Source organism: Marinifilum sp. D737 (genome assembly GCF_026672275.1).
In the GTDB taxonomy this organism is placed as follows: domain Bacteria; phylum Bacteroidota; class Bacteroidia; order Bacteroidales; family Marinifilaceae; genus Marinifilum.
Genome location: NZ_JANQCD010000054.1, coordinates 1 through 23,183 on the forward strand (window position 1 = coordinate 1; position 23,183 = coordinate 23,183).

The 23,183-nt window shown below is 34.7% G+C and carries 13 protein-coding genes; all 13 read left to right on the forward strand.

Annotation, left to right across the window (positions count from 1 at the left end; translation table 11 throughout):
• Positions 1–301 precede the first annotated feature (301 nt).
• The 13 genes from NQ163_RS19455 to NQ163_RS19515 all read left to right on the forward strand — a co-directional run bounded on the left by NQ163_RS19455 (position 302) and on the right by NQ163_RS19515 (position 22,964).
• Positions 302–1,489 (forward strand): FecR family protein, encoded by a 1,188-nt coding sequence (locus tag NQ163_RS19455; protein WP_268191988.1) that lies wholly within the window; start codon positions 302–304, stop codon positions 1,487–1,489.
• A gap of 132 nt (positions 1,490–1,621) precedes the next feature.
• A complete protein-coding gene (locus NQ163_RS19460; protein WP_268191989.1) occupies positions 1,622–4,936 on the forward strand; it encodes a SusC/RagA family TonB-linked outer membrane protein in 3,315 nt (1,104 codons plus the stop codon).
• A gap of 12 nt (positions 4,937–4,948) precedes the next feature.
• Complete coding sequence (locus tag NQ163_RS19465; protein WP_268191990.1) at positions 4,949–6,394, forward strand: RagB/SusD family nutrient uptake outer membrane protein; 1,446 nt, start codon at positions 4,949–4,951, stop codon at positions 6,392–6,394.
• Positions 6,395–6,546: 152 nt separating this feature from the next.
• Positions 6,547–7,734 (forward strand): thioredoxin family protein, encoded by a 1,188-nt coding sequence (locus NQ163_RS19470; RefSeq protein WP_268191991.1) that lies wholly within the window; start codon positions 6,547–6,549, stop codon positions 7,732–7,734.
• A 312-nt stretch (positions 7,735–8,046) separates the two neighbouring features.
• Positions 8,047–8,589 (forward strand): RNA polymerase sigma-70 factor, encoded by a 543-nt coding sequence (locus NQ163_RS19475; RefSeq protein WP_268191992.1) that lies wholly within the window; start codon positions 8,047–8,049, stop codon positions 8,587–8,589.
• A 745-nt stretch (positions 8,590–9,334) separates the two neighbouring features.
• A complete protein-coding gene (locus NQ163_RS19480) occupies positions 9,335–10,507 on the forward strand; it encodes a FecR family protein (RefSeq protein ID WP_268191993.1) in 1,173 nt (390 codons plus the stop codon).
• Between the two features lie 208 nt (positions 10,508–10,715).
• On the forward strand, positions 10,716–14,276 hold the full coding sequence (locus NQ163_RS19485) for a SusC/RagA family TonB-linked outer membrane protein (RefSeq protein WP_268191994.1): 3,561 nt from the start codon (positions 10,716–10,718) through the stop codon (positions 14,274–14,276).
• A gap of 39 nt (positions 14,277–14,315) precedes the next feature.
• Entirely contained in the window at positions 14,316–15,752 is a 1,437-nt protein-coding gene (locus NQ163_RS19490; protein ID WP_268191995.1) for a RagB/SusD family nutrient uptake outer membrane protein, read from the forward strand.
• A 6-nt stretch (positions 15,753–15,758) separates the two neighbouring features.
• A complete protein-coding gene (locus NQ163_RS19495; RefSeq protein WP_268191996.1) occupies positions 15,759–17,093 on the forward strand; it encodes a leucine-rich repeat domain-containing protein in 1,335 nt (444 codons plus the stop codon).
• Between the two features lie 517 nt (positions 17,094–17,610).
• On the forward strand, positions 17,611–18,780 hold the full coding sequence (locus NQ163_RS20770) for a TlpA family protein disulfide reductase (RefSeq protein ID WP_326493339.1): 1,170 nt from the start codon (positions 17,611–17,613) through the stop codon (positions 18,778–18,780).
• A gap of 23 nt (positions 18,781–18,803) precedes the next feature.
• Entirely contained in the window at positions 18,804–20,129 is a 1,326-nt protein-coding gene (locus NQ163_RS19505) for a TlpA family protein disulfide reductase (RefSeq protein ID WP_268191997.1), read from the forward strand.
• A 385-nt stretch (positions 20,130–20,514) separates the two neighbouring features.
• The gene (locus NQ163_RS19510) at positions 20,515–22,098 is read left to right on the forward strand and encodes a DUF4369 domain-containing protein (RefSeq protein WP_268191998.1); all 1,584 of its coding nucleotides are present in this window, start codon (positions 20,515–20,517) and stop codon (positions 22,096–22,098) included.
• Between the two features lie 311 nt (positions 22,099–22,409).
• Complete coding sequence (locus NQ163_RS19515) at positions 22,410–22,964, forward strand: RNA polymerase sigma factor (protein WP_268191999.1); 555 nt, start codon at positions 22,410–22,412, stop codon at positions 22,962–22,964.
• The last annotated feature ends 219 nt before the right edge of the window (positions 22,965–23,183 follow it).

Genomic DNA, 23,183 nt, shown 5'->3' on the forward strand with positions numbered 1-23,183 from the left:
CTTTGCATACTCATTCACTCATTCACTCATTCACTCATTCACTCATTCACTCATTCACTCATTCACTCATTCACTCATTCACTCATTCACTCATTGTTCATTGTCAATTGTTCTGTACCTTAAAAGATATTTTTAAAAAAGTTGAAAAAACTTGTCACCCGTTTTCAAAAAACACACTTATAGGTTTAAACAATGGAAGAAACGAACATGAATTTTAGCATTCTAAAATACACACATGAGAATGATTAAAATTCATCGAGAGTTCCATCTGATAAAAAAAATGAAATTATAAACAGATGAAATGAGCATTTCGCAAGAGCATATTATAGAGCTAATTCAAGAATATCAACAAGGAAGAATTTCTGAAGAGGGGATTCAGAAACTTCAGAAGTGGCTGAAAGAAGATGAGGTCAATTCGGAAGATTTTGCCAAATACCTGGCTCTTTTTAAAGAGAGTGGGGCTTTGAGCAATTTGGATCAAATTCAAAAAGAAGATGCATGGTTGAACATTAGCAAATCTCTATCGAAGCCTGAAAAGAAAACGAAAGTAAGAAGATTATATACCTGGTTGCCTTATGCCGCAGCGGTTGTGGTTTTATTTGCCGTAAGTTATTTCATGATTGAGCAGGTAAGAACGGATTATGATTTTGGAAAGGATTACAATTTTGCGGAAATATCAAGCATTGGTTCAAAAAAAGCTGTACTGACGCTTGAAAATGGACAAAAAGTGAACCTTGAGGAAAATGACAAGGAGTTGATTACTGAGGCAGATGGAACTTTGATTCAAAAGAATGCTGACAGCGAATTGATATATGATAATGCTTCTTCCGCTAAAGACAGAGTGCTTTACAATCAGATTGAAATTCCAAGAGGAGGAGAGTATTCCCTGGTATTAGCCGACGGAACAAAGGTATGGTTGAATTCGGAGTCGAGCCTTAGGTATCCGGTGCAGTTTGTAGGAAACAAAAGGAAAGTGGAGTTAACTGGTGAAGCTTATTTCGAAGTAAGTCATAATCCAGATATGCCATTTATTATAGCGTCGCACGATACCGAAATAAAGGTGCTGGGAACAAGCTTTAATGTTTCAGCTTACGATGATGAGGAGCACATTTCAACTACATTGGTTGAAGGTAGCGTAGAACTTAGCTGTTTGGGCAATATGGAGTTGTTGAAGCCAGGATTTCAGGCTACAGTAAAAAAAGGAGACAATCGATTTAAGGTAGAAAGGGTAAATACAGTTTTGTATACCTCATGGAAAGATGGAGTGTTCCGTTATAAAGATCAGTCATTGGAAGAGATTTGCCATCAGTTAAGCCGATGGTACAATGTTGAATTTTTCTTTACGGATCACAAGTATCGTGAGTATCGATTTACCGGTGCAGCCAAGAAAAACAAACAACTTGATTTTACATTGAATTTGATAGAAAAAATGGCTGATGTACAGTTTGCCATTAAAGATGATAAAATAATTGTGGGGAAACCTGAATAAAAATATTGTGCTTTTGTGGCGGCCACCCCAAAGCACATAAAAAAACAGGAAATGCGGCCACATTCCCTGTTTTACAAATAACAAACCATTGAGAATTGTGTCAATGGTAGTATTAATCTAGACCATAAAGTTATGAAAAAAAACCTTATGTGGAGGTGTATGTCACCTACCATTCGAAAAACCCTGCTTGTTATGAAGCTAAGTTTTATTTTAATTCTTGTTGGCAGCTTGCAGCTTTCTGCATCTGTACTTCTCGGACAACAAGTTAGTGTTCAGGCCAAAACATCATTGGTTGATGTGTTGGAAGATCTGAACAATCAAACTGGTACCTATTTCATGTACAATGTGCATGAAATAGATGATGAGATTGAAGTTCAGCTGGATATGGAAAATGCCAGTCTGGAAGAAGTCTTGAATGAAATTTGCAAGCAAGCACCTGTAAAGTACGAAATTGTTGAGGATTTTGTAATTATTACCAAAAAAGATCCTGTTCCGGTTGTAAAGGAAGTGCAGGAAAAGAAAGAGCTGAAAGGTAAAGTTACCGATAAATATGGGGAGCCTTTGCCAGGAGTTTCTGTTGTGATCAAAGGAACCAGTACAGGAGTTGCTACCGATATTGATGGAAACTATACTCTGGAAATGGAAGATGAAAATGCAGTATTGATTTTCTCTTTTGTGGGAATGTTGCCTCAGGAAGTTGTTTACAATGGACAGAAGGTAGAAAATATTACATTAACTTCGGATACAGAGCAAATGGAAGAAGTTGTTGTTGTAGGGTATGGAACAACAGCAGTTAGAGATTTTACAGGTTCGGTAGCACGTGTTTCAGAGAAGGAGTTGGAAATGAAAAATGTTCCATCCTCTATCTCATTGTTGCAGAATATGGCAGCAGGGGTAATGGTAAGCGGAAATACAGGTCGTCCGGGCGAAACGGTAAGAGTAAGAGTACGTGGTGCTACTTCCCTTACAGGTAGTAATGAGCCATTGTATGTGATTGATGGTGTGCCTACAGATGATGCGGAGATTTTAAATTCCATTCCTCCGTCAGATATTGCTTCGGTTGATGTGTTGAAAGATGCTTCTGCTTCAGCTATTTACGGATCAAGGGCTGCAAATGGTGTGTTGATGATCACTACCAAAAGAGGTAGATTGAATGAGAAAGCTAAATTTTCTGTATCCTACAATTACTCTACGGATTCTCAGATTAAAAATTTTTCGATGCTTAACGGAGATGAGTTCCGTTCTTTTTTAACTGATTTGGCCAACCAAACATTGGTAGTAGATCCGGGAAACAGAACGGCAGAGAACATTCTTGATCCGGATGGTGGATATGTTGGTGACGCAGACACCGATTGGTTTGATTTGGTAAAACAAACAGCAAACAGACAGAATGTAGACCTGTCAGTGCGCGGAGGAAGTAAGGATATCTCTTATTTTATTTCTGGTTCCTTAATGGATCACAAGGGGATGGTGGTTCATGATGATCTGACAAGATATTCAGGTCGTGTGAATTTGGATATTGATATCAATCCTAAATTTAAGATCGGGACAAGAATCAATTTGTCTTACACAGATCAGAGCCGATCTGGTACCTCTATGTTCTCAGCTCAGGGACATCGTCCTGATTTACCTGTATATGGTGAGGATGGAGTTTCTTATTACGATGTGAATCCAGTAGCAGAATCAAACGAGATCAACAACTCAGATGAATACAGGCTATCCGGTAATCTTTACGGAGAACTAACAGTATTGAAAGACCTGAAGTTTAAAACCAGTTTCTCGGTGAATCAATACATGAATTACAATTATCAATTTTCACCAAGTTATTTGAGCTGGTACAATGAAGCATCGGCAAGCAAGGCTGAAAGCAGAGGTTTTAATACTGTGCTAGATAATACTTTGAGCTATGCAAAAACATTTAATGAAGTTCATGATATTGATTTTGTTGGTGGTGTTTCTTACGAGGATTCTGAAAGCCAGTCTGGTTATCTTGCAAAGAGCGGTTTTGCAATGGATGAGATCTATACGAATGTTTCTGCAGGAACTGAGTTTGATCGTTCATCAGATAGTAAGAGAGGAAGGTCTCTGTTTTCTTCATTTGCTCGTTTAAATTACAAGTATAAGGATAAGTATCTTTTCACTGTTACTGCTCGTTACGATGGTTCTTCTATGTTTGGAAAGAACAATCGTTACGGATTCTTTCCATCGGGAGCAATTGCCTGGAGAATTAACAAAGAGGAGTTTTTAAATGATGTTGACTTTATAAATGACCTAAAATTAAAGGTGTCAGCTGGTAAGACCGGTATTCAGAATTTAGATAGTTATTCTAACAGAGATTTGTACAGGGCTACCAAATATAACGATCAGCCTGGTATTGAGCATTCACAGATTGGTAACAAAGACATCCAATGGGAGCTTTCAACTCAATACGATGCTGGATTGGATTTTGCATTGTTCAATTATCGATTGACAGGATCCATAGGCTATTACAGAAAAGATACGGAAGACTTGATTCGTGAGTTTTCTTTCCCATCGAGTATGGCTGTTAACGATATGTATTACAATATTGGTAGTGTAAGAAATCAGGGATTTGAATTCAATATCAAAGCAAAACTTATTGACAGGAAGGATTTTGTGTTGGATTTGGGACTAAACCTGGCAACCAATAAGAATGAGATTCGAAAACTGGAAGAAGAGGGGGCAGTAGAGAATTCTAGTGGAACCATTGTTCAGGGAACAGGATCACAGGTGTTGGCAGTTGGACATGCCATGGGTTCTTTCTTTGGATATGAATACAATGGTATCATTCAAAATCAGGATAGAATTGATGAGTTGAATGCAAATGCTGTAGACAATGGACACTCTTCCTATTATGGAACATTATACCCAGGTAATCTTGAATTAACAGATTTAAACGGTGATGGGAAGGTAGATAGTAAAGACAAGACCATTATCGGAAATCCTGATCCTGATTTGTTTGGAGGAATGTATGCCAACATGAAATACAAGCGTTTGTCATTAACAGCTAATTTTGGTTTTCAGATTGGAGGCTTGAAGTATTATGGTAAAACACTACAGAATGTGCCAAGCCAATTGGCCGGACTGGTTGATTATAACCTTTACAATCGTTGGTCACCAGAGAATACTGATGCTAATATTCCAGCAATTTACCTGGGACAGGGAGTTCCTGCATTGACTAAAATGAGTTTACATGATGCTTCTTATTTTAGATTACAGGATTTGAGGATTTCGTATGATATTCCAGAAATTAAAGGTATACCTGTAAGTGGACAAGTCTATGTGTCGGGAACGAATGTATTCACAATTACTTCCTATCCAGGAACCGACCCGGCAACTGTTAACGCTTATGGTAATTTTGGAGGAAATTATGAAACCAGTTATCCTGGAATTAGAACTTATTCAGTTGGATTGAAGTTAAACTTATAAAATGAAAATTCTATGAAACGATATATAAATATACTACTAATCAGTATTTTGCTGTTTGGTTGTTCAACAGATGATTTTTTAGAAAAGTTACCTCCGTATGAGGCTGATTTGGATGGAGCCATCACCAATGCTAATACAGTAGAATTGGCATTAATTGGTGTATATGCAAATTTATCTGCAGATGCCTATTATTCAAGAGATATAATGGTTGAAGGTAGTTTTAAAGCAGGTACCATGAGAAAACCGGAATGGTGGACAAGAGGAAATGCTGTTTGGTATTATGAACGCTACTGGCCGGTATTGTATGGTAATGGAGGTAATGAGTGGTCATTTGATTATGGATTAATAAAGAATGCCAATTTTTTGTTGTCTGCTATTGAAGGAATTGATGATTTTGAAGGAAACAGAAAAGAAGAAATTGTTGGAGAATTACATTTCTTAAAAGCCTTGGCCTACGAGCGATTACTATTACGATTTACACAGCATTGGGATATGAACAGTAAGTTGGGTTTAATTATTCGTAACGAATTGCCGTCAATTGAAAATGTGAAGAAAGACCGATCTACCGTTGCTGAGAGTTATGAAATGATCTTGGAAGAGTTGGAGATTGCAATAGATAAATGTCCTGAATATTCAGAATGTTCGCAAGCTTCAAAAGTGGCTGCCAAAGCTTTAAAAGCAAGAGTGCTTTTTCAGATGGAGAGATATTCCGACTGTATAAACATGGCAAATGAAGTATTGGCTCATACAGAAAATGCATTAGCACCTGATTATTCTACAATTTTCTCTGATTGGGAAAGTACAGGCGAAATACTTTTTGGTAGAGTATTTGGAGATTCAGATGCTTCCAGTCTTGAAACGCGAATTACCTCTTTTAGTTCTGGAAAATGGGGACCATCATCAAACTATATCAGTTTATTGGGAGATGATCCAAGGTACAATGCAATTATTGGTGATACCGTAGTAGTTGATTATCGTTACGGATCATCGGGAACGGTTTATAAAAATCCAACCGTTAAAAAACTTGTTAATTCATCCAATAATTTACCATTAATGTATTTGCGGACAGCAGAAATCTATTTATTGAAAGCCGAGGCTATCTATCGTAGTGGAGGTTCTTATAGTGATGCTTATGCACCGATTGCAGCGATTAGAGCTCGTGCCGGAGCCAATCCTGTTCCTCATGAAACTCAAGAGGAAATAGAAACAGCAATTTGTAACGAGTGGTTAATCGAAATGTCATTTGAAAACTGGCATGAATATTTTGCTTTAAGACGTTTTGGAGCAGAAAAATTGTTGGAAAGAAATGATATTCTAAGAGAATCATTAGATAAAGCCATTGCGCAGGGAAGCGATGCTGAAGCGCAATACCGTCAGCGTATTGAAGATTTTAGAATATCCTCAATTCCATCCAGTGAAACGAATGGTAATCCAGTAGAGCAAAATCCTGGTTATTAAGAATTCAAACAGTTATAAGGTATGCAGTTTAAGTAGAGTGCTGCATACCTTATCCTTATTTTAGACTGGAGATGGACTGTATCTAGTAGTTAATTTCCTGGTGGTGATATCGCTGAAAATAGGGAGAATCATTGCAATAAAACAGAGAGATAATGGTGAAAATAAAAATATTGCAAATATCCTTGATGCTATTTGTAAGTACTAGTTTATTTGCTGAAAAAACAGATGGAATTAAGTTTTTTCATGGCAATTGGGAAGAGGCCAAGATAAAAGCACAAAAAGAAGATAAATTACTGTTCATAGATTTTTACACTCAATGGTGCGGACCGTGTTTGAATATGGCTAAAACGGTGTTTGTATTGCCCGAAGTGGGGGAATTCTACAATAGTAAATTTGTTTGTCTGAAGATAGATGCAGAAACAGGAGAAGGTAAGTTGCTGGCAAAGAAATATGCAGTTAGATCTTACCCAACTTATGCATTTATAAATCCGAAGAATGAAAAAATAATCCACAGAAGTGGAGGGAGAAAATCTTTAGAGGAATTTATTACCGTGGGAAAAGCGGCCTTACAACCACAAACAACTTCGGAATACATCCTTTCACAATATGATGAGGGGAATCGAGATCAGGATTTCATGATCAAGTATGTAAGGTATATGTCATCAATTTACAAAAGGGATGCGCTTAGGGCAGGTTTCGATGAAATCATTAAAAATGGTGGAAAATTAACCGAACTTGTTATATGGAAACTGTATAATGATTGCATTTCAGGATATGACAATCCATATTTGAAGGAGGTTTCCGATAATTACAACAAGTTTGTTGAACTATTCGGGAAAGAAGAGGTAGATAAGAAATTGGCAAAAGAAACACAATATTGCAGTGCAGAAGTAATGAGCACCTTATGTGATTTTGAAGGAAAAGAGTTTAATATTCGATTGAAGAAAATCTCTGATAACATTTATTTCAAAAAGGATTATAAGCAGGCCATAAAATCGATTGATGCATTGTTAGTCGATTCCACGCTTAACAAACAAAAGGTGATTGATCGATTAAAGTTCATGGTAAGGCTTAACAAACGTTACGGAACAGATTATCCTGATGAGTGGTTTTACAAGTGTGTAGAGTATTTGCGCTATATTGCATACAACGATACAACAAGAGATGATGCCAGAATACATTACAATTATGCATTGGCCCTGGAAATGATGCTTGAGAGAAGTTCGAAAAATGGGAGAGAGATTCCCGAGAACTTCAAAACTACTCCTGACCTGGGCAAAAAGGAATATTCAAGTCGTCCTACTGAGTTAAAGATGAAGCCGAAGTATCGAAAAAGATAGATACATAACAAAAGGAGCAAGCCGCTTGTGGCTTGCTCCTTTTTTATTTTGAAAAAACCTTAGCTTACTACAATTACTTTTTTTACAACCTCATTCATTTTAACCAACTACAAGTTCGCCCATCAAAGGAAAGAAGGGTTTGTAAAGTTTTCTTATTCAATCCATTGTGATGCTTGCTCTTTTTCTGCTAGTTATTTAATTTGGCAATTATTTTAAGAAAAATATCAATTCTGGAAAAAAAATACAATTCATTCACCCATTCTGGATTTTTCTTGTGTAATTTGAAGAGAAATAATAGACTCACAATTTATTTTGTCCAGATTACTTTTAAATAGAACCAATTTTGAGCAACTGTTTAAGGAGCATTACGACAGTTTGTATTACTATGCCTACAGCATTGTAAACGATGATGAACTGGCAAAAGACATGGTAAACGATTCCTTCGAAGAAATCTGGAACAGAAGAAATAAATTGGATATTTCTTACTCTTTAAAATCATTCCTCTATCGGATGGTAAAAAACAGGTGTTTGAATCATTTGAAAAAACAGGAAGTGGAACGAAAATATATCGATAGAAGCAAGCAAAGCATATCGGAAGAACTGGATGAATACAAAGACTATGAACCAGTAATGGCTGAAATCATGAAGGCCATTGAGCAATTGCCTGAACAAGGAAGAAAGGTATTTACCAAATGCTTTATAGAGAACCTAAGTTATAAAGAAGCTGCTGAAGATTTAAATGTTTCAGTTAATACCATCAAAACACATGTGGTCAACTCGCTAAAGCGATTGCGCAAGGACCTGGACAAAGACTCTTTGCTTTTTTTCCTTCTATTCAGGAATGGGAATGATTAGACGCAGATTCTTATGATTTTAAACTTGTTGTTAGCTATAACTTGATCGTTTGCTACAAGGAATATAAATCGCAATAGCCTTAACTTTGACACAAATGATAATTTATGATTTGATTCCTGTAAGATTGGGTTTTAGGATAAATAAATTTACACTACTTAAGATTCTATTCAAAAAAATGAGACAATAACAGAAAGTCGGTTTATGTATTCCATTGTTTCGGAATTGAGGTGTTTATGGGGTTGGTATTTAACGCGGGAGTTGTCAGTAGAGCGCCATTCGGGTTAGTCAGATGCTAAGAAACGGCGAACAGCTTTCGATTGACTTGATTCTTTTGCTTACTTTTCTCCTTAGATGAGAAAAGTAAGAGCCAATTCGGAGTGAGGATGCAAGATTAAATTTATCAGCGTCTAAATAATAAACTTGATATGACTCCAATTTTTGTCCGAATTCTCAATTGACTAATTATGAATTACGTTTTTGCAATTTTAGTCACAACTAATTAAGGTGCATAGCTAAGTGCCATACAAGCCAGATCATAAATTATCTTTCATGCTATGCATATAACCACTACAAAATGAAACTTTAGCAACAAGGAGATATTTCGTACGACCCAAATAATTTAAATCATAAAAATCAGCGTCCAAATAAAAATCAATTTTTTTTACTTTTCATTCACCCATCTAAAAATCTTCTTGTGTTAGTAGTGTAATCAGGACAAAAATAGACTAATACTATTGATACACAGATGAACTACGATCACGATAAAATAGAAGAGGTAATTCAGGTTCTTCAGGCTCCAAAGGATTATTTATCTGATTTCTTGAACAAATACAAGGACAACAAAGAAATGCTGGATTTGTACGAGGAATTAAGAAAATACAAGGAGGCTGGATTGAAACTGGAAGAAATTAATCCAACAAAGGTAAACTGGGAGTGGAGCAAGTTCAGTTCCAAATTGGATAAGAAAAAGCAAACACTAAGAATGTGGATGGCTGCAGCAAGTGTTGTGTTGGTAGCATCCATTTCAGCTTTGCTAACTTTAGAATTCTTTTTGAATGATGCAAGTCAAATGGCACAGGTAAATATCGAAAAAGGAAATGCCAGAGCGACTTTAATCACCTCTTCAGGACAGGAATACAGTCTGGAAGAAGGCAAGAATAGAACCATTACCGATCAACATGGAGTTGTCATTCAGGCTGATTCGAACAACGTGGTACAATACACCAGTGAAGCACTTGCCATGTCAGATCCGAAATTGGCAAATAAATACAACACTTTAAAAGTGCCACGTTTGGGTGAATATCAAATTGTATTGTCTGATGGTACCAAGGTTTGGATTAATTCAGAATCGGAACTAAAATATCCTGTGCAATTCAATCAAAAGGAGAGAGTTGTGGAGTTATCAGGAGAAGCCTATTTCGATGTGAAGTCAGATCCCAACCATCCTTTTATCGTAAAAACCAATGGAGTATACACAAAAGTGTTAGGAACGGAGTTTAATGTTAGCTCTTACCCTAAGGAAGAATTGAATGTCACTTTGGTGGAAGGGAGTGTTGCCTTACAGCAAACTCATATAGCAGAAACCATCATTTTGAAGCCAGGTGAGAATGCCAATCAGAAGCTTGGAGAAGATGATATTACAGTTTCGAAAGTGGATGTGAACAAATACATTGCCTGGAGAAATGGATACTTCTATTTCCAAAGAGAAAGGTTAGAGGATATTCTCTTGAAGCTCGAGCGTTGGTACGATTTTAAAGTATTTTATCAAAACCCGGGAGTTAAGGATTATTTGTTTAAAATGCGTGCCGATCGCGACCAGGAGTTTAAAGATATTGTCAGTAGGTTGGAGCAGACTGGCAGAATCTCCATAGAAATCAATGGAAATGTAATTGTTGTTTCCGACGTAAGTCGTGAATAATGAATTGCCCCGATTTTTTAAATCGGGAACTTGGAATGAATAAATATAAATCGATGAATATTTGAGTTTTGTTTGAGAGAATTATAGGACAGTTGGAGCTGTAAATCCCTCATTCACTAAAAAAATAAAAGGGATAGTTGGAGCTATCCCTCAAATAACCGCTCATTGTTGGAGCAATGAGCAATTGTTTAATCTTCATTACAAATTTATGAAAAAAAATCTAACCACTCTTTTCCATAATTGGGGAAGAGCGAAAACCCGACAGTGGCTTATGAGACTTACTGTATTGAAAATGATTTTACTGATGAGTTTGCTGACTTCGTACGGACGTGTAAACTCACAAATGATTATCTCTAATTTAAAGCTTCAGGAGGTGGACCTATCCGAGGCATTGGTAAAAATTGAAGAACAAACAGATTATGACTTTGTGTTTTCTTATGATGATGTACAAGGGTATAAGGTAACAGTTGATTTGCAATCGGCTTCTTTGGAGGAATGTTTGAATGCTGTTCTTCATGAATTGCCATTTGAATATATAACTGAGGATGATGTGGTAATTGTTTCATACAAGAAACCGGAAGCTGTTATCGAAGTTGAACAGGAAAAGAAAGAACTGAAAGGGAAAGTTACTGATAAAGATGGAATTCCTTTACCTGGAGTTTCCATTTATATAAATATGACGAGTATTGGTACTACAACTGATGTAGATGGATATTACTCTATAAAAGTTCCTGAGAATGGAGTTATAATAGTGTACTCTTTCATAGGACTTCAGACAAAAGAAGTAATCTATAAGGGGCAAGAGGTTATTAATGTGGTACTGCATTCTGATGAGGCAAGTTTGGAAGAAGTTGTTGTTACGGGATTTCAGACTATATCAAAAGAACGGGCAACAGGTTCGTATGTAAAATTGTCATCGGAAGACTTTGAAAAAGTTATTACGCCTTCAATTACAGATCAATTGGAAGGAAATGTTGTAGGTCTTAATATTGACAAAAAAGGAAATATAATTGTTCGTGGAACTTCTACATTCAAAAGTAATACGACACCTCTGGTTGTTGTTGATGGCTTTCCTATTGAAGGTGGACTTGAGTCTATCAACCCATTGGATATAGAATCAGTAACTGTACTTAAGGATGCAGTGTCTGCCTCAATCTATGGTGTTAATTCAGCAAATGGTATTATTGTAGTAACAACTAAAAAAGGAAAAAAAGGACAATTAAATGTTGATTTTACTTACAATCTTTCCGTAAAAAATAAGCAAGATCTAGGAGGGTTGGAGAGAATGAACACGAGTGAAGCCATAGATTTTCAAAAAGAATTATTAGATAAAGGGCATTATTCAATTTATATGACACCTGATAGTAAAAACTATCTAAATAAACTTGCAGAGATTGAATACAGAAAACAATTTGAGGGATTAACCGATGAAGAAGCTCTAGCTTTAGAGGCAGAATTAAGAGCAATTCCCAATGATGCAGTAGAAAAACAATACGAAGATTATTTCTTAAGAAAAGCTGTTTACCAACAAGCAAATTTGTCGATCAGAGGAGCTAGCGATAATGCAAATTACTCACTTTCTTTAAAAGCCGATAAAGATATTTCCGGATTAAAATATAACTCTGGGAATAAGTACTTCATTGATGGTAAGTACTCTTTTGATGTTTCTGATAAAATAAAACTTGCTCTGGGGATTAGTGTTAACAAAACTGACTATACCAATAATTCACCTTTTAATACATCAGATTACGTAAATGGTGCTCATCCTTTCGAATTGTTAAAAAATAATGGACAACTGCAGCGAGTAGGAGGAATAGGATATCCTTACTTATCCTTGATAAAAGATAATCCTTTATTTCAACAGAGTCATGCATTTTATAATCCCATAACCCAAATAGGTACGATAGACAATGTACAAAACAGCGATTTAAATCGTTATCAGGTTCAATTGGATTATGAGCCTATACAAGGCTTGAATCTAAGATTAATGTATCAGAATGAATCTGCAAAAAGTAGAAACTTGAGACTACTTTCTCCAGAGAATTACGATCAAGCAAGAGTTATTAATAATAATACAATTGTGAATAGTGATGGTTCCTATAATCAAGTTCTCAAAGGCTTAAGTGGTTATTCCTTTTCCAATAATAAAGTTGATTTTAATTTGTTTAGAGGGGTACTAAACTTTAAAAAGCTATATAAAGAGGATCACTATTTCACTGCCTTAGGTGGATTTGAATATAGTATTAGAGAAGATGATGCAAAAAGTGTTGCAAATAGTTTGTTTGATACAAACAACGGGGCAAAGAGATTTGTGTCCGAGCTTTATAATACTTCCTGGCAGTCACCTTTCTTTCCTGATAGAATTCAAAACAGACCAATAGGTGTTAGAGATGAAAATACTGATAAATTGTATACCAGACAGTTTTTATCATTGTTTTCGAATTTTGCCTACTCTTATAAAAGTAAATACAATTTTACAGGAAGTGTTCGTGTAGATCAAGGAAATATTTATAGTAAAGATTCAGAAAACAAATACAAACCACTTTGGTCTTTAGGCGCATCATGGAATCTTCATGAGGAAGATTTTTTCAAAGGTTTGAATTCTAAGATAATTGACCGATTTAACTTGAAAGCATCTTATGGAATTACCGGGCAAATTAATAAAGGAGAAACAGCTTTGACTGTGAAAATGTACCCTGGTATTTATGGATCAGATCAAGTTCAGAATAATAAAGTTCCATATGGCTCTCTAAGTTATCCAAACATTAATTTTAAATGGGAAGAAACCAAATACACCAATATTGGGGTAGACTATTCTCTGTTTAAAGGTGCTTTAGTTGGAGGTGTAGAGTATTTTAACAAACATACAGTAGACTTGGCAAATAATGTGGCAATTGATCCTACCAATGGAGCTACTAGCATGCTTAATAATAATGCTGAGTTATCGAATAAAGGTGTTGATATTTACTGTAGAGGAAGAATTTTGGATGGTGATTTCAAATGGACGAGTGACCTGAATTTTTCTCATTTAAAATCGAAAATATTGAAATTCGAAAGAGCGGAAGCCGATAGCATCGTCTTGTTAGGGACAGCTATGAGAAAAGGATATGCCATGGGAACTGTTTTCGCATATGATTATGCAGGTTTAGATGAAAATGGTTATGCTTTGATACGCAGAAAAGATGGTGCAATTGTATCTTCAGATCAGGTGATTACTGACATTAATAGAGTGTTGAGTGCAGATGATTTGGTAAATGTAGGAACGACCATACCTAAATATACAGGAGGTTTTAACAATACATTTTCTTATAAAGGGCTTAGTTTACGGGTAAATATTATTTATGAATTTGGACATGTAATGCATACGAATTCATTTGGAAGCATAATCAACTATACACAGGGAGCATATTACCCGGAGTTTTTGAAAAACAGATGGACTCCGAACAATACAAACACTAACATTCCTAAATTGATCTCTCATTCCGATATTAAAGGAGGATATTCCAGTAGGTTCTACAACGATGGAAGTGATAATTATGTAGATGCTTCTAATATTAGACTTAGACGCATAGCTCTTAACTATCAGTTACCTAAAAATGTGGTTTCGAAACTTAAAATTGCATCAGCATCATTGAATCTACAGGTTGCAAACTTGGGTCCAATTTGGCTTGCAAACGATCTGGGAATAGATCCTCGATATAATTTTAGCGGCAAAAGAGGTTTGAAAAATCCAACAGAATATTCGTTAGGAGTAAACCTTAAATTTTAGAACGAACCAAAGGTTAACAAGTAGTAAAATATACCACAAATGAGAAATAAAATAAACTATATACTATTACAGCTGTGTTTAGGCTTCTCTTTAAGTAGCTGTTCTTATTTCGACAGTTTACTCGACGAGAAAACAGACTCAACATTGAGTTTGTTGGAGACTTTAGAACAATGCGATTATGTCCTAAATGGGATGAAGCAAAGTTCAGGAATATATACCTACCTTTTAGATGATGATTATGAAATTCTTGATGTAGAAAACATGTATGGTGTTAGAGGCAATAAGCTTACTGAACTCTACTATATGGCTTCTTTTGAGTTTGTAAAAAATGATAAATCAAAAGAAGGATTAGTAGAGAATGCCTATTGGGAAAATGCCTATAAGGATATATGGAATACAAATGTAGTGCTTGAAAATATAGATCATGTAAAGGGAAGTAATGATGTCTTACGAGATCAGGTAAAAGGGGAAGCCTATTTGATGAGGGCCTATAGTCACTATATGCTATGTAAAAATTATGGTATTCAGTATAATGCAAATGCTGAATTAAATCCTGGAGTTCCTTTGTCTTTGAGTTTTGATTCAAAAGCAGAACTGCCAAGAGCAAGTGTGGAAGAAGTTTATGCTCAGGTTGAGCACGACATTAAGAGTGCAATGCAATATCTGTCGACAGAAAAGCAAAATGCAGCAACTACCTACCGAGGATCAATAGTTGCAGCTAAGGCACTGTTAATGAAAGTTTATCTGGATAAAGCGGTTGTAGATACTAAGTACTATAATGAAGTAATAAAATTAGGCGAAGAAATACTTCAAGTAGATGATTTCCTTTATGATTACAATCTGAGTGAAGATTTGGATGAAGCAACATTTGTAGTCTTTAATAACAGAGAAGTGATTATGAATAGAATGTTGGAAAAGGTGGAGAACCAGTATAACTTGCTCCTTAATACACATATTAGTGGGTATCCTTTTCTTGTATTTACTCCAGGGGCAGAGCTCGCTGATAACGACTTGAGAAGAGTATATACTTATTCTGATGCAGAAAAAACTTTAGGAAGAACAACCATGAAGTTTGGATTGAAATTCGAGACTTTGACCCTTCTTAATTTTGGACTAACTAATGCCGAAGTATATTTAAACTTAATGGAGGCATACATTAGAAATAATGAAGCAAACAAAGCTCTGCCACTATTCAATAAACTTAAAGCAAACAGATATGAAAACTATACGGATGCAGCTTCTGTTAGTTTAGATGATGTAAAAGAAGAACGTAGAAAAGAGTTTATCGGAGTGGGGTTCCGTTTTTATGATATTAAAAGATATAGAGCTTTAGGAGAATATACAAAACCGATAATTAGAACAAATAAATTAGGGGTTGAATCAGGAAGACTCGATGACGACAGTCACTTTGTTTTACCAATACCACTAAAAATTTTAAGATTAAACTCTAATATCAAACAAAACATCTACAAATAATAAGATATGAAAAACATATATAAATACTTTTTGTTGATCGTATTGTGTTCATGTCTATTCATTTCGTGTGAAAAAGATGAGCTTTACGGTGAAACTGCAAATCAATCAGATAACTGGAAATATGTTGAAGTAGACGGGGGCATACGATTAATAGAATATATAGGTGAATTAAGCCAAGTAATAAAAATTCCAGCAGAGATAAATGGGAAACCAGTTATAGAAGTTAAAGGAAATGGACAAATTCAGGTTGGTATCTTTAATCAGGATGCATCCAACCAAGATAAGCTTGTTAAATCTATTGAAGTGAATTCAGACCTTAGAGAAATAGGCGAATTTGCATTTGCTTATTGTGTAGGTCTGGAAGAAATAACAGGATTTGAAAAAGTTCAAAATATTGGTCGAGGCGGATTTCTTGGATGTGAGATTTTAAAATTGAATGGTAGCCCTTTTTCTAATGAAATCAAATATATTGGATATCGGGCATTCGAAGGATGTGAAAAAATGGACGCCGACATAGACTTAAGCAATAGAGGTGAATTAACAATTGCCCCAAATGCGTTTGCAAATTGTTTAAATCTTCAAAGTATTAATTTGAATGGAACTACAGTTAAGATTGATTTAACGGCAGTGGAAGGCACACAGGTCCCATTAGCGAGCTTAATCGATTATTTGTCTTTAACAGCAATACCAGAGAGCTTTTTAGAGAATAATCAGGATATAGAAACACTTGATTTATCAAGTTGGCCATTGGAGAGCATTGGTAAAAATGCTTTTAAAGGAAGTGCAGTAAAACAAATAATACTTCCTGAAACAGTAAGCTTTATATCTTCTGCTGCATTTCAAAATTGTGCTTTAGAAAGTATTGACCTATCTAAAACAAAAATAAAAGTGTTGTTGGGTGGATTTAGCGATGGAGTATTTAGAAATTGTTCCAGTTTAAAAAGCATTAAATTTCCACCAACATTAGAATCAATGCCAAACGCATCAGGATCTGCTTTACGTGGTTGTAGCGCCTTGGAGTCGATTGATATTTCAATGTTGAAAGAAGAGGTTATAGGTTCTGGTTTTTTTAGAGACTGTTCGTCAATAAAGTCGATTGTATTTTCACCATACGTTAAGGAAATACAAGGATTTGTATTTTGGTTTAGCTCAAATTCTTTGCAAGAAATTACCATTCAAAGAAATACACCTGGCGATTTAACGGTGTTAAAAGCAAGTGCATTTACCTATAAAAATACGGGTTTCACTATTGTAAACTATCCAGCTGGGACCAATTATCCAAATGAACCTGTATGGGCTGATTTAATTAAGGAAGGTGTCAGTTTTAACCCTATACTTTAATGTAAGAGAGTTTGTTATTAAATAAAAACTTATCTCAATCGAATTGAGATGAAGTAAGTAACTTATTAGTTTGTTTTCAAAAAGCAGAGAGGAGTTTCCTTACTTGTTTGTAATGTGGTATAATTTACAATATAAAGAAACTCTTTCTCTATTGTTTTGTTAGGAATAATAGATCAAAGTTCATCTCATTCTAAAAATAGATTGGTACTCTTATTTAATCAGGAAATATCAGGGTTTTATCCAACTTATGTTATTCACTAAAGAGGCTATAACTTCGACTTAGGCTATTGGTGATATTGCGAAATCGGCTCTTTCTCTAAAACTAAATCTGCAACAGGTTAAAAAATAATAGGAAGCTAAGCAGAAAAGTGATCCTGATTTGATTCAAAATAGAAATCAAAAGAATTTTAGGAATTAATAAAAATTGAAACGTCTATGATGGAATAATTACTCACATAGGAGAGTGGTTATTTCATTCATGGTTGTTCCATATGGCAAATGAAAAAATTATAGACATATGAAAAAGACAGTAATATTGGTGTTAGTGATTATGGGATTTATTGGATGTACCAATAAAAATAAAACCACATTTACCTTTAATGATTATGAAGGCCCATTTGTACTGGTGGCGAAAAAAGATACATTGATATCTGGAAATGTAAGCAAGACAAATAACGTTTTGGAATTTGAATGGACAAAAGAATTCAAGAGTCCAAATATGGTGTCGGTAAGGTTATCTGCCGATTATCGCTCTGCATATTGTTATTTCGAAAAGGGAGCTTATAAAATTACTACACGTGGGAAGGATATCGTTGTCTCATCAAAAATAAATGATGAAATATTACAAGTTGAAAAAGCCATTACGCAATCGCAAAAGTATAAAGAGCTACAAAATAAAATACGGGATTTAGGTAAACAAAAAATTGAAATAGAGAAGAGAATTTCTTCTATAAAAGATAAAAATAGCCAAGAACGCAAGGCTATTACAAATGAATGGATTAATGTTGAAAATGCACGATTGAAGGCATTGAAAGAATCTAAGGCTCTTGCTTCTGAATTGGCATTTAGTTGCAAAGAAGGTTTACCACTTTGTATTTATTTAATGAAGAATAGACGTCAATACATTTATGATGTATGTTCAGGCGAAAAAGTAGTGCAAATAGCGAAAAATGTGCATGCAAAAGAACAATCAGATTTTACTGCAAAATTGGTGGAAGGCTTTACGGGAATGTTAGAATCTGAAAAACAAAAGGAGCTAACAAAAGTAGGGAACCAATATACCGATTTGGTGGCAAATGATTTAAATGGAAACCCAGTAAAACTATCAGAAGTATTAGCAAAAAATAAAATTGTATTAATCAAGTTTTGGGCATCATGGTGTGGACCCTGCGTACGAAGTATTCCAGAAACATTGGAATTGACTAAGAAATATGGGAAAAAAGGTTTTCAAGTGTATGCAATTTCTTTAGACTCAAAGAAAAAATACTGGGAGAAAGCAATTGAAAAGCATAAAATATCAAGTTGGGTTAATACATCAGAGCTAAAGGGATGGGATGGAAAAGAACATCATAAATATGGTGTAACCGGTGTGCCAAAAGAGATACTAATATCAAAAGAAGGAAAAATATTAGGAGTAAATTTACGCAAAGCATGGCTTGAGAGACACGTAAAGGAAGCTTGTGAATAATAACGATATAAAACGATAGTAAGATGGTTAGAACAATAATATTAAGTTTGTTATTACTTGTAACAATACATGTAAATGCGCAAAAAGCAGTAATAATATCAGGGAGTATGAAAGCATACAAATACGACCTGTACCTTAAGGGACAAACTACGCAAGATAAACTAACAGAAGCAAAAACTCTGGTAGAGCTAAACGAGGATGGCAGTTTTGAGATCACAATTAATCTTAAGGAGCCAAAAATGCTGAACCTTGGTTTTGTAAATTTTCAAGCCCGACCTGGCGATAACGTTCGTATAGTAGAGAGCAACGAGAATAACAGATCGAAATTTACATTTGAAGGAGATAATGCAGAGGTAAACAACTTTGTGAATGACCATGCACTGTATACAAAATCGGGATCGTGGTGCCAAATGGGAATGAATGTGCGAAAGTATAAAACCATAGAAGAGTTTATAGAATTTTGTAAAAACGAAAAAACAAAATACTTAAACGAACTAAAAGCCTTAAAAGCACCAAAAGCTTTTAAAAAGGAGTATGCAAGAAAGTTAGAATTGCATTACTATTACTCTTTAACAATTTACCCACAGTATTATTCAATATTTAATAAGGGAACAGATGTTTCGCCATTTTATGAGGTAGTAAAAAAACAGATTCCAAGAAAAATAAAGATTAAAAGTGTAGATTCTGAAGTTGATAGAGCAATTCTTTCATCAAATGTGTTAAAGCACATAGAAGTTGAGATCGAAACAACAAAGCAAGTAGAAATATACCAAGAGGTATCAGCATTGTTATCAGAATTGCAATCCGCTGGAATATCTGGTGAACTAGTAAAAAGAAAAGATGAAGTATTGGCAAAAGTGTCAAATAAATTATACAAACAAGTAATAAGTAAAGCATTTGCAAAGTACGATAAAGTATTGCCAGGAGCATTGGTGGACAATTTAAAATTTGTAAATACAGAAAATGAAGAGATTGAGCTTGCACAATACAAAGGTAAAATTGTTGTTATTGATGTTTGGGCAACGTGGTGCGGGCCTTGTATGCAAGAGAAACCGCATTTTGCAGAATTAGCTAAGAAATATAAAGACAATAAGGGTGTTGTGTTTCTTGCAGTATCTGTAGATGATTCCAAAGCTTGGGAGAAGTATTGTTCAAAACATCATGATACTGAAAACGTTGAATTTGTCAATATAGAAAGAGCAAAAATGGATGCTGCTTTCTTAACAAAATTTGTCCCCAGATTTATTGTGATAGGAAAGAATCAAAAAATAATTGATGCATTCGCACCAAAGCCTTCATCGGGAAAGTTAGATCAACAGGTTGAAAAAGGGCTAAAATATTCTAACTAAATGATGAAAACAATAATGCGAATACTACAAGTAATGGTAAGACTATTTTAATGGAGTACTACTAATATCTTGCAATATCAGCTGTTGAAGAGCGAGGTTGTTTCATTACTATGGAACAGCCTCGTTAAGTATCTATCCAAAATCAATGTTATTTATACAATAGTCTTCATGTTTCGATATACAAACGTGGGGCATCCATAATATTGGCTATTTACAATCTATATAAATAAATCTATTTTTTTAATAAGATTCATCTAATAGTACATAGAGTGTGTTTAATTAATGTTGTCTATAAATTTCAAATTGGTTAAATATATAAAAATGGAATTTGATAGCATATCATATGAATTCAAAGGCAATTAATAATTATACAAAAATCAGAAAAATGAGTTTAAGACTAAAACTTTCAGTAATGTGTTTGCTGATGATTGGTATCCTTGTAGGATGCGGACCAAAAAAGCAGGAAGAATCGAAATTTTCTTTAACCGGAAAAATAGAAGGGGTTTCAAATAGTAAGGCAATTTTGATTAGTCATTTTGAAACGGGAGCTGTTCAGGATACTGTTGAAGTAAAAGAAGGAACATTTACATTCAAAGGAAATTATGAAGAACCAACCCATGCATATTTAAGTGTTGAGGGTGTTAATAACTTGTTATCCTTATATGTAGAAAATGGTAATATGTTAGTAACAGGAACGGCGAAAGATTTTCGTAATTCGAAAGTTACTGGTGGTAAAACACAAGAAGATATTGATCGATATAAGTCTCTAAAGTTGGATTTATCCAAAAGTTATCAGCCATTGGTAAATGAATACTACAATAAAAATACAACAAAGAAAAGAAAAGAAGAGGTAGAAAAAGAGTTAGAAAAAAGAACGGAAGAATTACAAGAGTTCGATTCAAAGTTTATTAAAGAAAATCCTACTTCTTATTATTCTGCAATATTGGTAAAAAGCAAAATTGAAGGAAAGAGTGCAGCGGAAGCTGATAAAATCTTAAATAGTTTAGATTCACAATTACAGAAAAATCCGTTAATCGTTAAGCTTAAGGCAAAAAATGATGAAATGAAATCGCTTGAAGTGGGTATGGATCAATTAATGGCAAATGCTAGTAACGTATCATACAAGGTTGATACCAAATTTAAAGGTGCTGGTTACGGAAATGTTGTTTATTTAGGTGTGTTAACAAACAATAACATTTGTGTTTTGCAAAAAGATGGAAGCATTAAAATAGTAAAACCCAATGGTAAGGAAGTAAAAAGCCTGAAACCTGAATTTGAAGGAGCTGCTTCAGCTATAGCAGTAGGTGAGTCGAACACAATATACTTGTTGGCTACACTACAGAAAAAAGTTCGTAAAAAGTACAGGGGAAAATCATACGATAGAATGGTTGCCGTTGGAGTAGAGTGTACTGTATTAAACGACAAAGGTGAAAAGATTAACAAATATCGTTTAGAAGGACTAAAAACAGCTACCGGAGCAAGAGTATGCGATGGTACTTTAATGGTTGCTGACTGTCAAAATAAAAATATTGTAATGTTTGATGCCAAAAATGGTAAGAAAACGGCTTCGCTTGAAAGATTGAGAACATGCTGTGGAATTTTGGATTTTTCGGTGAATAAGAAAAAAGAAATATTAGTTGCCAACCTGGGAGCATTTAGAGTGGAAGGATTCAATTTTGAAGGCAAACAATTATTGGCATTTGGCCAACGCGGAAAAGAATTAAACGATTTTCATGGATGTTGTAATCCAGTAAGCGTAAATAGTCTTTCGAACGGTGCCATTGTAACTGTGGAGAAAGATCCTACAAGGATAAAGATTTATAGCAAAGAAGGAGCAAAACAAATTGAGGGAATAGAAGAGTTAGTAACAGGATGTACATACATTCCTATGACTGTTGACGCTAATGATAATTTGTATTTGGCATCACAAAAAAAAGGTATTGTGAAATGTGTGTCGGTAAAATCTTGAGAGATTAGTTGGTTTAATTTGTGATTGGATAGGAGTGAGCACTTTAGATAGTGTTTGCTCCTTTTCAATATTATAAGGTCTGAGAAAAATTAAAATTATTTAATTGATTTTTGTAGTGACAGTTTCAATGTTTATAAATAATAATAGGTTTGTTTTTTATCATTATCTTAGGGTTAATTGGCCATTGCTAAGTTTTCCTTTCATCCTTTTGGTAAGTATTTTTTCTACTTATTTATTTGATATTCGATTTAACTGGCAAATTTGATTTGTTGGAATCAATTTCTATTTTTGAATCCGAAGAACCACTAACTATGACCACTACTCAACTATTTAATCAAATCAAATTAGGAGATGTAAAAGCATTCGAAGAGCTTTTTAATCAACTGTATCCTTCGATGTGTGTAGTCGCACGAGAATACGTAAAAGACAATGGTCTTGCCGAGGATATTGCACAGGAAGCTTTTATAAAACTTTGGAACTCTCGTGATAAGTATGACAGCATTTCTTCTTTAAAATCTTTCCTTTATGTAGTGGTAAAGAATTTAAGCTTAAATCATTTAAAAAGAGATAAGCTGGGGAATCAGTATACCGAAAGTTTGATCAAAGAGGATTTTCTGAACTTTAACAATCAGATTGTAGAAGAAGAGACCTACAGAATTCTTCAACAAGCAATAGAGGAATTGCCCAAGAAAAGTGCAAGGGTAATGTTGTTAAGTTTACAGGGAATACAAAATCAGGAAATTGCAGAAAGACTTGATGTTTCGGTTAATACGGTAAAAACATTAAAATACAATTCTCTTAAAACACTAAGAGCCAAGTTGAAAGATTATTTCTTTTTACTGCTTTTGTTGCTTGGAGAGGTGTAACAATGATCAATGAACAGTTATCAGTTATCAGTTATCAGTTATCAGTTATCAGCGGGTAGCTGAATGTTTCAAGTAGTTTTACTTGAAAGCATTTGTGAACCTGTCAGCATCTGCATTCAATAGGAATAAAATTACGAATTGTCAATTACGAATTACGTTTTGTAAATTCAATTTTCGAACTTTGCATACTCATTCACTCATTCACTCATTCACTCATTC